The sequence below is a fragment of the Mesorhizobium sp. BHbdii genome (genome assembly GCF_053848045.1).
Genome location: NZ_JBSPKX010000002.1, coordinates 854,624 through 867,194, shown reverse-complemented (window position 1 = coordinate 867,194; position 12,571 = coordinate 854,624). Strand labels below are relative to the sequence as shown.

The window sequence follows — 12,571 nt, the reverse complement described above, 5'->3', positions numbered from 1 at the left end:
TTAGCCGGCCTTCGGTAGATCGCGGCCGATTTCATCCAGCCGTTTCTGCAGGGCGAGCCTGTCGATCGTGTTCATCGGCAGGCTGACGAAGATCGAGATCCGATTGTTGAGCATGCGATAGGCTTCGGCAAAGGCCAGATGTTTTTCGGCGTCGGTGCCTTCCACGGCGGCCGGGTCGGGCACGCCCCAGTGCGCCGTCATCGGCTGTCCCGGCCACACCGGGCAGGATTCATTGGCCGCATTGTCGCAGACGGTAAAAACGAAATTCATCTCGGCCGCGCCGGGAGCCGCGAATTCCTGCCAGTCCTTCGAACGGGCGAAGGACGTGTCGTGGTTGAGGGTTTTCAACAGCTGGAGCGCGTAGGGATGGACCTCTCCCTTCGGGTGCGATCCGGCCGAATAGGCCCTGAACTTGCCGGCGCCGACACGCTTCAAGATCGCTTCGGCGAGGATCGACCTCGCCGAATTGCCGGTGTAGAGAAAAAGCACGTTGTATGGCTCGCTCATGGCGTAGTCCCTTCTAACAGTTGCAGGTCACCGCCTGAATGACCGGCTGGCAGAGCTCCGGCGCGCCGCTGCAGCAATCCTCCATGAGATAGGCAAGGAGATTCCGAAAGCCGGTCATATCGGCGACGTAGCGGATTGTCCGGCCGTCGCGCTCGGCACGGACCAGGCCGGCATGGTCGAGGACCTTCAGATGCGCCGACATGGTGTTCTGCACCGTACCGAGGCGCGAGGCGATCTCGCCGGCCGGCACACCGTCTGCGCCCGCCCGGACCAGCAGGCGAAACACTTCGAGCCTGGTGTCCTGGCCAAGCGCTGCCAATGCGAGAAGAGCGGTGTTCTTGTCCATGTATCCTAGAATCCGGAATTATGGATGTATATGACGGGCATGTGACGAGCAGATGACGATTGATGGTCGAAAATCGTCGCCGATGCGGGCTGCAATGATCTGCATCCGGCAAAGACAACTTCGAACAGGACAGGATCAAATGGTCTCGGTGTGTCGCCCTAATCCAGCTTGAATGTGAAAGGCGCCGCGACAGATGTGCCCGCTCTTTCCGGCGGCGGCGCCGGCACTTTGGCGCCCTGCAGCGCGCTGAGCGCCGCGCTGTCGAGGTCCGGATCGCCGGAGGAACGAGTAAGCCGGGCGGATAGGACCCGGCCGGATGCGTCGACCGTAAAGGTCACCTTCGGAGTACCTTCCGCGCGCCGGGCTTTCGCTGCCCTCGGATAGCGCGTATACCGCCTGATCCACGCATGCAATTGCGAGTTCCACTTGGACGAGCTCACACCTGATCTCGAAGCCGTTGCCTTGGCCGATTTCGGTGCGGCCGCCCTGGCTGCGGGTTTCTCAGCGAGACTGGCCGTCGTCCGCGGCGGTGCGGCTTTCTCCTTTTTCGGACGGTTTTTGGCCTTTTCGACCGACTTCTTCGCCTTCACCTCGGCCGGCTCTTTTACCTCAGTCTTTGCCTGCTTCTTTGTCTTGGCCTCGACGGGTGCCTCGGCCGGTTTCGGCTGCGGCAGCGGGATGACCACTTCCGGCGTGACGGCCTCGGCAACGTCCGGCATGACCTCCTCGAGCGGCGGCTGGTCGACCCGCTCCGCCATGGTCGGCGGGGTGGGCTCGACTGTGTCGGCCGGAGTGGTTTCCGACGGCTCGGTGACCGGCTCTGCCGGCTCGACGGGCGATTCGGGCGGAGGCTCCGTTTCGGCTACGGGCTCCTCGGCAGGATCCGGCTGATCGGGCGCCACCTCGTCCGGTATCGGCGCCGGTATGGCCGGCGCAACCGCCATCGGCGACAGCTCGATCACCTGCGCCTGCGGCGGGCCGCCGTCGGGGTCGGCCGGGCGCCAGCTCTGCATCGCATAGCCGATCGCGGCATGCACCACCAGAACCAGCGCAGCCGCGGCCGCCCACCAGGCAATCTCGCGCACGCCGAAACGCCGCTGATCGGCCATCGGCAGGGCGGCCGCCGGCGACATTATTGGCCCGTTCCGACTTGTGGCGCCGCGGCATCGCCGGGCGCGGTCTCGAGGCCGACCAGCGCGATCTTCAGATAGCCGGCGCTCCGCAAAAGGTTCATCACCTCCATCAGTTCGCCATAGCCGACCGCCTTGTCGGCGCGCAGGAAGATGCGCGTCTGCCTGTCGCCCTTTGTTCTGCCGGCGAGCGCGGCGGCGAAGGCTGCGCGCGGCACGCTGTCGTTGCCGATCGCCAGGCTGAGATCGTTTTTCAGCGTCACGAACAGCGGCGTCTCCGGCCGGGGAGCCGGCGTCGCGGTCGAGCCCGGCAGGTCGACATTGACATCCACCGTCGCCAGCGGCGCCGCGACCATGAAGATGATCAGCAGGACCAGGATCACATCGATGAACGGCGTGACGTTGATCTCATGGTTTTCCTCGAGATCGCCGTCGATGTTCTCTCGAATTCTAGCTGCCATGGCGTCACTCCGTGTTCATTCCGCGGCCATCTGCTTTGCCGGCGCGACCGTGCGGAAATCCAGATCCCGGCTGACCAGCCGTTCGACCCCTGCCGACGCGTCGGCGAGGATCTGCCTGTAGCCGGCTATCGATCGCGCGAAGACGTTGTAGATGACCACCGCCGGGATCGCCGCGACAAGGCCCATCGCGGTGGCCAGCAAGGCTTCCGCGATTCCCGGGGCAACGACAGCGAGATTGGTGGTCTGCGCCTGCGAGATGCCGATGAAGGCGTTCATGATGCCCCAGACCGTGCCGAAAAGGCCGACGAAGGGCGCGGTCGAGCCGATCGTCGCCAAAACGCCGGTGCCGCGCGACATGCGCCGCGCCGCCGCCGCCTCGATGCGCGACAGGCGCGAGGTGACCCGCTCCTTCAATCCGTCGCCGGACACATGGTCGAGCGAGCCGGCCGAAAGCGCTGCCTCTTCCTCGGCTGCCCGCACCAGCAGGGCGCCAGGACCGTTATTGTGGCCAAGCGCGCGCCCGGCCTGGTTCAGCGTCGCGGCATTGCCGATCGCTTGTGCCGCGCGGCGGGCGCGCAGCTTGCCGCCAAGGATCTCCAGCGATTTGGCCAGCCATATCGTCCAGGTGACGAAGGACGCAAAAGCCAGCCCGATCATCACCGCTTTCACGACGATATCGGCCGCCATGAACATGCCCCATGGCGACAGATCATGCGGCAGGGTCAAAGACGTCGCCGTTGAAGGCCCGGTCTCGATAGGCGTGGTCTCGGTGGGCGTGGTCACGGTGGGCTGCGCCGGTGGCACGACCGCGTCCGGCGCAGCCTCTCCAGGCGCGGGAGCTTCGATCGGCGGGGACGCGCCTGGTTGCTCCTGGGCGGCAATGCCGCCGGCCGACAGGATGGCGAATGCGATCACCGCCGCGAACAAACCATGTCTGGACAAAGGCTTCTTCCTTATTCTCACAGCGGCCTCATTGCACATAGCCGATCGGCTGGCCGGTGATGGGGTGTGCAAACACGCCCATCTCCACACCGAAAACTGCTTTGAGCACGTCGCCCTGCATGATCTGGTCCGGCGTGCCGCGCGTCAGCAGCCTGCCGTCCTTCAACGCGATCAATTCGTCGCAGTAGCGCGCCGCCATGTTGGGATCGTGCAGCACGACGACGACGCACAGGTCGCGTTTGCGGCTGAGGGCCCTGACCAGCCCCAGCACCTCGACCTGATGGGCGATGTCGAGCGCCGAGATCGGCTCGTCGAGCAGCATGACGCCGGCATTCTGCGCCACCAACATGGCCAGCCATGCGCGCTGGCGCTCGCCACCGGACAATTCGTCCACCGGCCGGTCGGTGAAATCCGCCATGTCGGTCAGGACAAGCGTCTCGTCGACATGGCGCCTGTCCTCGTGCCCGAAGCGGCCGAGCGCACCGTGCCAGGGATAGCGCCCGAGCGTCGCCAGTTCGCGCACGGTCAGCCCGGTCGCCGCCGGCGTCATCTGCGGCAGACAGGCAAGCGCGCGGGCGAGTTCCCGCGCGCGCCACTGCACCAGCGGCCGCTGCGCGAAGGTGATGCCGCCCGAGCTTGCCGGCTGCTGGCGCGCCAGGAGCGTGATCAGCGTCGATTTGCCCGAGCCGTTGTGCCCGATCAGCCCGTAGACGCGCGAGCGTTGCAATTCGAGCGAGAGAGGACCGAGCAGCGTTCGCTCGCCGACAGCGAACCGCACCGCTTCGACATGGAAGGCAGTCTGGGCATGAGTTCCTGCCACGGTCTCGGCCTCCCTCCAGCTTTGTGCGTGCATCTCGAAATCCGGCTTTCGGCAATCCCGGTTTTCCCGCCGATGCACGGTGACTATGAAACATGAGTTTAATAGTCAACAATGATGATGGCTCTTTGAGTCAACAAAATGCGTGACGCCCCGGATTTGCGTCGAAACTCGAAAATGTGGAGCGCGCCGAGATGGTCGTTGGTTCAGGTCGCGGAAGAACTCAAGATGAAGTGACCGCGCGCCGAAACCTCCTGATCGCGGCGATGTCGCTGCCGGTGCTGCTTGGCGGCGGCCACGCCGTCGCGCAGGATGCGACCACCACTCTCGACCCGATCAACATTCAGGAACGCGTCGAAAGCGCCTTTGGGACGGTCGACGGCTATGTCGCCACCCAGGCTCCACCGCCACCAAGACCGACACACCGCTGATCGAGACGCCGCAGTCGATATCGGTCATCACCAAAGACCAGATGGAATCGCAGGCGGTGACAGCCTGACTAGCGCGCTGCGTTATACGCCAGGCGCAAGCGGCAATCTCTACGGCACCGACAATCGTGGCCACGGCCTGCAGATGCGCGGCATTTCGAACTCCAGCGGCGTCTTCTACAAGGACGGGCTGCAGCTCAAGGAGAGCAATTTCACGCTGTTCACGGCGCTCGATTCCTACGGCGCCGCACCTGGCCCGCATGCTCGGCTTCCAACGCGCCTTACCGCAGCTTTTCGCATCGGCGATGCTTGGCGGCATGATGCCTGTTTCGGCCGACTGGGCCGGCCGGATGCTCATTTTCCCATGGCAGATTCCGGCGGGTTTGCTGGCTGCTCTGGTCGGAGGGCCTTATTTCATGGTGCTGATGTGGAAAGGCCGGCAATGAGCGGCGCCGCCAAGTGCTTCGGGCTGGCGGCCACAAGGCGCATAGTCCAGCCACGCTCAGCCGGCGCGTGCTTCCCGGATCACGCGAGGCGCAAACGTGCCGGGCTGAGGGACATCGGCCTCGCGGCGCGCCAGAGTGTTGCGCAGCAGCGCGATCACCTCGCGGCCAGCCATTGCGATCTCGCGTGGCCTGTCGATGCCGACGATCATGAATTCCTCGATTCCCAGGGCCGCATAAGGAAGCAGCGACAACCCGATCTGCGCCGGCGGTCCAGCAATTTCGACCGCCTTCTGGCAGGAGGCGTTGTCCTCCGAACGGATCAGGACGGGAAGCGCGAAACGCAGCTTGTGGGCCCGGCCGTGTTCGGCGGCGGCACTGCGCACCCGCTCCATCAACTGCCGGATCTCGTCGAGCGAACCCGGCGCCAGTTCAAAGACATCGGCATGCCGCCCGGCGACCCTGAGCGCCGTTCCGGACTGTCCGCCCATGCGGATGGCCATCTCGGCGCTATGCGGTCCCTTGCGCGGCACATAGCCGCCCCTGACGCTGTAAAAGGCGCCTTCATGATCGAACGGCCTGTCGTTCGACCACAACCGCTTCAGCAGCACCAGATATTCGTCGATCCGCTGCCAGACGACCGTATGACCGACCGGACGTGTTTCGGCATCGTCATCGTTCAGCGGCTCGCTGAGCATCCTGAGCGACAACCGCGCGCCGCTTTTCGCGTCGAGCGCCGCCAGTTGCCGTGCCGCCACCGTCGGCTCGATCACACCGGCCCAATGCGTGAGAACGACCTCGAGTGAGGACGTGCGGTCCAGCGCCCGGGCGGCAATATCCATATTGGTCAGCAGCCCGGCCGGATCGTCGACGACGATCTTCTGGAAGCCGACGTCCTCGATCAGCGACAGCTTTGTCGCGGCTTCCGCGAAATCGTAGAAAAACGGCACGGTTAGGTCGGCGGGGTGAGTTTTACCGGGAACATGCGTGAACTCGATCGGCATTGCCATCTCCTCCATCACGTTGAGATCAGGGCGCGCAAAAGCACACCGGCATTCGGTTCATTCAACTCCGACATTGCGAAACGGCAGATCGCTATCCCTGTAAGTCAGGACCCGATCACTCGGGGCGCCATGATCAGGGAATAAAACCCAGAACGACTGCCCCGGTAAACACGAACGCAAGGGCAAAGACGAGATAGGCAAAGGCGCCCGCATAGGCCGGCCGCCAAGTCTGCTCAGAACCGAGCCTTTGGCCTTTGCGGGCAATCCGGGCGTTCTGGAAATAGGACATATCGACCTCCGTCTGGGCGATCAATCTATAAAATCAGTAGACTTTGTCGAGTGCTATTTTCCAGCGATCCTTAGAATGTTCTTCTCAAACCGGATGGAAATTTGGTTTGTTTGCTGCTTAGAGCGGCACGTCCGAGCCGATGGCAAAACGCCGGGCTCATGCAGGCGGAGGGGCGGGAATGGGGGGCGGCCGCCTATTTGGCGGGCGGCCTGTAAGCTTCCAGACCGAACAGCATCAGCACGAGCGACACCAGGAAGAACCCGACCGCCACCCCGAGCGCGATCCGGGCGTAGAGTCTATAAACGTCACTCATGATGGTGCCGAACACCCGTCCCGCCGGACCATCGGCTGGGCGCGATTTCTCATCGAGGTAGAGCCAGACTTCGGTGTGCTTGGGATCCTTGCTGGCTGCGGTCGTGGCTTTCCACATCAGGGCCAGAACCATCGTCAGCGTGAGGAACGCGCCGGAGCGGAATGCGGATACCGGGTTGAAGGAGAAGCCGACCATGACACAGCCGATGGCAAGCGATCCGAACATTACGGCGCGCCCGATGCACTCCACAGCAATCCGCCTGATCTCATCCATCGGCTGCCTCGGCAACAAACTCGCCGACAGTGCGCGAGCGCTGCGACCGTATCAAATCACTTTAAGGCGAATGTGCCGCCTGGACGGGTGGTCCTCCGGGATTCAGTATGGACGTGCCGGCGCGCAGCTCCAGGCCGACCGGGGCATCTTTGCGAACGCCACAGCATGAAATTCGGCCATCGACGCGGCCCGTCGGCGCGCTCTATGCTGCAGGGCAAGCAGGATCGACCTTTCCGACATCGACAGGGCGCTGTCTCGGCAAGAAATCCGGCAGAGGAAGGCTATCGGCTATGCCGAAGGGGACGGAATTGAAGCCGGCGACCGGCGCGACACCGCTGATAGCAATTGCGGCTGCCGCCGTTGACACCGAAACAACCGGGCCCGACGCCACCAAGGCGCGCGTGGTCCAGATTGGCGCGATCGGCATCGCGCATGGCAAGGTCGTCCGGCAACCTCGGTTCGATCTCCTCATCGATCCTGACGAAGCAATCCCGTCCGAGGCTTCGCTCGTCCACGGCATCACGGATGGCGATGTTGACGGCGCCGGGAGCTTCCCGGATGCATGGGCGCAATTCCAGGAGTTCGTCGGCGACCGCATCCTCGTCGGCCACTCGATCGGCTTCGACCTGGCGGTATTGGAGCGCGAATGTCGACGCGCCGGTTTGCCCTGGAAAAAGCCTCGGGCGCTGTGCGTCCGGCTTCTTGCAACCATAGCAAATCCCAATCTGGCGGACCATTCGCTGGAGACGATCGCCGCCTGGCTTCGCCTGGAGATAGCTGGCCGCCATTCGGCTCTGGGCGATGCGATCGCGGCGGGAGACATCTTTGCCGGGTTGATACCGGAGTTGCGCAAGCGCAACATCCGAACACTCGGAGAGGCCGAAGTCGCCTGCCTTGCCCTTTCGGATGCTCTCGAAGCCGGCCATCGCGCCGGCCGGGCCGAGCCGGTGTCGCGACCCCAGGCTCCCGCGTTTCAGCCGGTTGATCCCTATGCCTATCGCCATCGCGTCGGCAGCCTCATGAGCAGCCCGCCAGTCGTGGTGAAATCGACCAAACCGACAAGGCAGGTCATCGACCTCATGGTCAAGCGCAAGATCAGCTCGGTCCTGGTGTCCGACCGAGGAACGCCGGATCGACCGATTGAGGAGTATGGCATCGTTACCGAGCGTGACCTGCTGCGCCGCATATCGTCCGACGCCGAGCGGGCTTTTGACATGCCGGTCGGAAGCATCGCAACGCGACCGCTGATAAGCATCCGCGCCGCCGCCTTCGCTTATCGGGCGATCGGCCGGATGGATCGGCTGAAAGTCCGCCACCTCGCCGTCCACGACGGGGGCGTGTTGGTCGGCGTGCTTTCGGCGCGTGAAATGCTGAGGCTGCGCGCCGCCGCTGCCATCGATCTCGACGACACGATCGAACATGCCAAGGACGCCGCCGAACTGGCCGCCACCTGGTCGATGCTGCCGGGCGTGGTACGTTCGCTCATCGGCGAAGCGATCGACCCGCGCGCGGTGGCGGAAATCATCAGCGATGAGCTTTGCTCGCTTACCCGCCGCGCCGCCGTGCTTGCCGAACAACAGATGCAGATCGAAGGTCACGGCCCGCCGCCCTGCGCCTACGCCGTGCTCGTGCTCGGCTCAGGCGGCCGTGGCGAAAGCCTGATAGCCCCCGACCAGGACAACGCAATCGTCTTCGCAGATGGCGAGCCGGGCGGGGCCGAAGACAGCTGGTTCAAAAAGCTCGGCACCAAGCTCGCCGACATGCTCGACATCTCAGGCGTGCCGTATTGCAAAGGCGGGGTAATGGCCGCGAACGCCGCATTCCGCGGAAGCCTCGACACCTGGAAGGGGCGCGTCGAAGCTTGGGTTCGCCGCCTACGGCCGGAGGATCTGCTCAACGTCGATATCGTCTACGATCTGCGGCCGGTTCACGGTGACACGACGCTGGCCGCGCAGTTCATCGAATATGCGTATGACCGTGGCCACGCCGAGCCGGTATTCGCGAAGCTTCTCGGCGAGCAGATGACAACCGGCAATCCCTTCACTGTTTTTGGCGGCTTTCAGCTTGAAAATGGCCGGCTGGACATCAAGAAGTATGGCCTTTTTCCGATCGTCGCGACCGCACGCACGCTTGCAATTCGCCACGGCATCCGCGAGCGGAGCACGCGTGCCCGGCTCGAGAGACTGATCGCGCAGGATATCGGCGGCGAGCGCGACATGAAGGCGATGCTGGCCGGCCATTCCATGCTGATCGGCTTGCTGCTCGCTCAGCAGACGCATGACATCTACGCTGGTATACCTGTATCCAACCGTATCGAGATCAATGCCCTGATGCGCGAGCAGCAGGCAGAACTCAAGAGCCTCATCAAGCGCCTCCAGTCGGCACCCGACCTGGTGCGGGACCTGATGTTCGCATAGCCGGCGACGCTCGGACGGTGCGAGGCCGAACGGGGAGCCCTGGATATCGGCGCGCCGGAACAAAGCTCAGATGCGCGCGGCACCCAGCAACTCGTCGACGAGGGCGCTGCGGTCAGCCTGCGCAAGGAAATCCTCATGCGCGCGCAGCAGATTCATCCTCAGGAAGTTGAAGATATAGTCATAGTCGTTGGTCAGGAGATTGGGGTGGATCGGGACCATCTCGAAAACCGTTCGCGCCAGCGGCTCGGGGATTTCGCGCACCGGCCGCGGCGGACCGATCTGCGTGGCGGCGAGACGTTGACGTGTGAGCTCGGTGGCGTCCTCCCAGAAAGTCGGGGGCGAGCCGTCCGGAACGGCATATTTGGAGAAGCTTGCCAAGGCCACTTTTTCCAGCGCCGCTGGCAGGCCTCGCTGGCGCAAGCCGGCGGGTTCGCGCAGCGCACCCTCCACCATTTCCGCCACGATGGCATAGCAGGCAGGGTAGGCGCGCCAGCGTGAATGGTTGAGCGCCGCCTGGAACTCCTTCTCGCTGAACAGCTTCTGCCAGTAGACCCCTGCCCTGACGCGGCAGAACTCGACGATGCTTTTCTGCGCCAGGAAGGCGGCGCGCGAATCCATGAAGTCAGCCAGGTCGCTGACGCTGCCGATCGGCTGCGGCTTCCGCAGGAACTCGGGCAACAGGTCGTTCAGTAGGCCCATGACGCTCTCCCTTCGGTTTTGTTTCCAACCGATGTTGATCGTTTAGCCTCCGCGACGACGCACCGCCAGCCCTCTTACCGATTCAAGTCCTCTCACCGGTTCTCCAGTCCTCTCATCGATTCTAAAGTCGTATGAACAAAAGCGGCAAGAAATGTTACTCCTATAAAGTTACGGTCACTGATTCTATACCTGACCGCTACACGTGCCGGAGGGCTTCCGCCTTAGCGGAAGAGGCAAGCTTTAAACGGCGCCTTGCGGTCGAGACGGTCGCAAGCTGCCAACCAAGGGAGGTTCAACGCTATGGCGACACCAGACCGCGTAAGTTATTGGAACAAGACCAAGAGCCTCATGTTCGTCATGCTGGGCCTGTGGGTGTTCTTCGGTTACGTCATCCACATGTTCGTGGAGCAACTCAACACCATCGTCATTTTTGGTTTTCCGCTCGGCTTCTACATGGCCGCCCAGGGTTCGCTCATCGCCTTCGTCGTCATGCTGTTCTGGTTCGCACGGCGCCAGAACGCGATCGACGAAGAGCATCATGTCAATGAAGATTGATCGGGGGGAACGTCAATGGCTAACACGACATCTACCACCGCAAGCGGAGGCGACTTCACCTCCAATCTCGGCCGCATCTACGGCCTCTACACCGGCGGCTTCATAGCCTTCATCATCCTGATGGCCATCTTGAGCGCCATAGGCGTCGAAAATGTTGTAATCGGCTACCTGTTCATGGGCTTTACCATCGTCATCTACGCGGTGATCGGCGTCCTGAGCCGCACCATGCATGTCGGCGAATATTACGTCGCCGGGCGTCGCGTACCGGCGCTCTACAACGGCATGGCGACCGGCGCCGACTGGATGTCGGCGGCTTCCTTCATCGGCATGGCCGGCTCGCTCTACCTGCTCGGCTATGACGGCCTCGGCTTCGTGCTCGGCTGGACCGGCGGCTACGTGCTCGTGGCCATCCTCGTTGCGCCTTATCTGCGCAAGTTCGGCGCCTACACGGTTCCCGACTTCCTGTCGGCGCGCTATGGCGGCAATCTTGCCCGTTTGATCGGCGTGATCGTTCTGTTCTCCTGCTCGTTTACCTATGTGGTCGCGCAGATTTTCGGCACCGGGCTGATCTCGGCTCGCTTCCTTGGCATCGACTTCAACGTCGCAGTCTATGTCGGCCTCGCCGGCATCCTGGTGTGCTCGATGCTCGGCGGCATGCGCGCCGTCACCTGGACGCAGGTCGCCCAGTACATCGTGCTGATCATCGCCTACCTGATCCCCGCCATCTGGATGTCCACGGTAAAGACGGGCATTCCTATCCCGCAATTGATGCAGGGCCAGGCGCTGGCGAACATCACCGCGCTTGAGACGGCGCAGGGCATCACGGTGCATCACATCACGCCGTTCGTGCATGGCGGCTATGATGCAAAGAACTTCTTCCTGCTCATCCTCTGCCTGATGGTCGGAACGGCGTCATTGCCACACGTCCTGATGCGATACTTCACCACCCCGTCGGTGCGTGAAGCGCGCGTCTCGGTCGCCTGGTCGCTGCTGTTCATCTTCATCCTGTATTTCACCGCGCCCGCCTATGCGGCGTTCGCCAAGTGGACGATGCTCGACCTGGTGGCGTCGGGCCTGACGCCTGAAAACATCGCCGAGAAAGCCGGATGGATGATGCGCTGGGCCGCTGCCGACAACACGCTCGTGCAGATCTGCGGTAAGGCGGCGACAGACACCGCGGCGATCGTCGCAGCCTGCGCCGAAAAGGGCGTCACGGCACTTTCGTTTGCCGACATCAACCTCAACGCCGACATGATCGTGCTGGCCACGCCGGAAATGGCCGGCATGCCTTACGTCATCTCGGGCCTCGTCGCCGCCGGCGGCCTTGCCGCCGCGCTGTCGACTGCGGACGGCCTGCTGCTGGCCATCGCCAACGCGCTCAGCCACGACATCTACTACAAGATGATCGACCAGAATGCGCCTACGTCGCGGCGTCTGATCGTGTCCCGCATCTTGCTGGTTATGGTCGCGGTGCTGGCCGCCTACGTCGCGTCAACCAAGCCGTCGGACATCCTGTCGATGGTGTCGTGGGCGTTTTCTCTTGCCGCCGGCGGGCTCTTCCCGGCGCTGGTGCTCGGCGTCTGGTGGAAGCGGGCCAATTCGACCGGCGCTGTCGCCGGCATGATCGCAGGCTTCGGCATCACCCTCTTCTATCTGGTGATGACCCAGTACGGCGCCGATTTCGACAAGACGACGCCGAACATGGAATTGTGGTGGGGGGTGAAAAACATCTCGTCTGCGACTTTTGGACTGCCGGTGGGCTTCGCCGTGATGATCATTGTCAGCCTTCTCACCAGGGCGCCGTCACGGGATATGCAGGATTTCATCGAGGAAATCCGTGTCCCTCGCGGCAAGCAGATGATGGAAGAAAAGATTGCCTGATTGCGCATAGCGATCGGCGCAAGAGGCGGGGTCCGGTGACGGACCCCGCTTTCATTTCGGGGACGT

The 12,571-nt window shown here is 63.2% G+C and carries 15 protein-coding genes; 5 read left to right on the top strand and 10 right to left on the bottom strand.

Features of this window, described 5'->3' with window-relative positions:
• The 6 genes from ACWTU8_RS16965 to ACWTU8_RS16940 all read right to left on the bottom strand — a co-directional run bounded on the left by ACWTU8_RS16965 (position 1) and on the right by ACWTU8_RS16940 (position 4,206).
• Complete coding sequence (locus ACWTU8_RS16965) at positions 1-507, bottom strand: arsenate reductase ArsC (protein ID WP_455849031.1); 507 nt, start codon at positions 505-507, stop codon at positions 1-3.
• A gap of 13 nt (positions 508-520) precedes the next feature.
• Positions 521-853 carry an ArsR/SmtB family transcription factor gene (locus ACWTU8_RS16960; protein WP_455849030.1) on the bottom strand — a complete coding sequence of 111 codons (333 nt, stop codon included), beginning with the start codon at positions 851-853 and terminating at the stop codon, positions 521-523.
• 158 nt (positions 854-1,011) lie between these two features.
• Positions 1,012-1,986 carry a TonB family protein gene (locus tag ACWTU8_RS16955; RefSeq protein ID WP_455849029.1) on the bottom strand — a complete coding sequence of 325 codons (975 nt, stop codon included), beginning with the start codon at positions 1,984-1,986 and terminating at the stop codon, positions 1,012-1,014.
• Positions 1,986-2,444: a TonB system transport protein ExbD gene (gene exbD / locus ACWTU8_RS16950; RefSeq protein WP_455849028.1), complete on the bottom strand. Its 459-nt coding sequence runs from the start codon at positions 2,442-2,444 to the stop codon at positions 1,986-1,988. The genes ACWTU8_RS16955 and exbD overlap by 1 nt, the downstream gene beginning before the upstream one ends.
• 15 nt (positions 2,445-2,459) lie before the next feature.
• Positions 2,460-3,386 carry a tonB-system energizer ExbB gene (gene exbB, locus ACWTU8_RS16945; RefSeq protein WP_455849027.1) on the bottom strand — a complete coding sequence of 309 codons (927 nt, stop codon included), beginning with the start codon at positions 3,384-3,386 and terminating at the stop codon, positions 2,460-2,462.
• A 28-nt stretch (positions 3,387-3,414) separates the two neighbouring features.
• Positions 3,415-4,206, bottom strand: coding sequence for an ATP-binding cassette domain-containing protein (locus tag ACWTU8_RS16940; RefSeq protein ID WP_455849026.1), 792 nt, complete (start codon positions 4,204-4,206; stop codon positions 3,415-3,417).
• Positions 4,207-4,436: 230 nt separating this feature from the next.
• Between ACWTU8_RS16940 and ACWTU8_RS16935 the strand changes: the two genes are divergently transcribed.
• On the top strand, positions 4,437-4,634 hold the full coding sequence (locus tag ACWTU8_RS16935; protein WP_455849025.1) for a hypothetical protein: 198 nt from the start codon (positions 4,437-4,439) through the stop codon (positions 4,632-4,634).
• Positions 4,635-4,891: 257 nt separating this feature from the next.
• Entirely contained in the window at positions 4,892-5,077 is a 186-nt protein-coding gene (locus ACWTU8_RS16930; protein WP_455849024.1) for an iron chelate uptake ABC transporter family permease subunit, read from the top strand.
• A 56-nt stretch (positions 5,078-5,133) separates the two neighbouring features.
• Here the strand turns inward: ACWTU8_RS16930 and ACWTU8_RS16925 are convergent, their stop codons facing one another.
• From ACWTU8_RS16925 to ACWTU8_RS16915, 3 genes are all read right to left on the bottom strand, one after another.
• Positions 5,134-6,078 carry an LLM class flavin-dependent oxidoreductase gene (locus ACWTU8_RS16925; RefSeq protein ID WP_455849023.1) on the bottom strand — a complete coding sequence of 315 codons (945 nt, stop codon included), beginning with the start codon at positions 6,076-6,078 and terminating at the stop codon, positions 5,134-5,136.
• A 133-nt stretch (positions 6,079-6,211) separates the two neighbouring features.
• Complete coding sequence (locus ACWTU8_RS16920; RefSeq protein ID WP_455849022.1) at positions 6,212-6,367, bottom strand: hypothetical protein; 156 nt, start codon at positions 6,365-6,367, stop codon at positions 6,212-6,214.
• Between the two features lie 193 nt (positions 6,368-6,560).
• Entirely contained in the window at positions 6,561-6,953 is a 393-nt protein-coding gene (locus ACWTU8_RS16915) for a hypothetical protein (RefSeq protein ID WP_455849021.1), read from the bottom strand.
• A gap of 290 nt (positions 6,954-7,243) precedes the next feature.
• On the opposite strand from ACWTU8_RS16915, the gene ACWTU8_RS16910 reads away from it, so the two are divergent.
• Complete coding sequence (locus tag ACWTU8_RS16910) at positions 7,244-9,370, top strand: DUF294 nucleotidyltransferase-like domain-containing protein (RefSeq protein ID WP_455849020.1); 2,127 nt, start codon at positions 7,244-7,246, stop codon at positions 9,368-9,370.
• A 66-nt stretch (positions 9,371-9,436) separates the two neighbouring features.
• Here the strand turns inward: ACWTU8_RS16910 and ACWTU8_RS16905 are convergent, their stop codons facing one another.
• The gene (locus ACWTU8_RS16905; RefSeq protein ID WP_455849019.1) at positions 9,437-10,069 is read right to left on the bottom strand and encodes a hypothetical protein; all 633 of its coding nucleotides are present in this window, start codon (positions 10,067-10,069) and stop codon (positions 9,437-9,439) included.
• A gap of 300 nt (positions 10,070-10,369) precedes the next feature.
• Here ACWTU8_RS16905 and ACWTU8_RS16900 point away from each other — a divergent pair, with 300 nt between their 5' ends.
• Entirely contained in the window at positions 10,370-10,624 is a 255-nt protein-coding gene (locus ACWTU8_RS16900; protein WP_065010248.1) for a DUF4212 domain-containing protein, read from the top strand.
• 15 nt (positions 10,625-10,639) lie between these two features.
• Complete coding sequence (locus ACWTU8_RS16895) at positions 10,640-12,505, top strand: sodium:solute symporter family protein (RefSeq protein WP_455849018.1); 1,866 nt, start codon at positions 10,640-10,642, stop codon at positions 12,503-12,505.
• Positions 12,506-12,571: the final 66 nt, after the last annotated feature.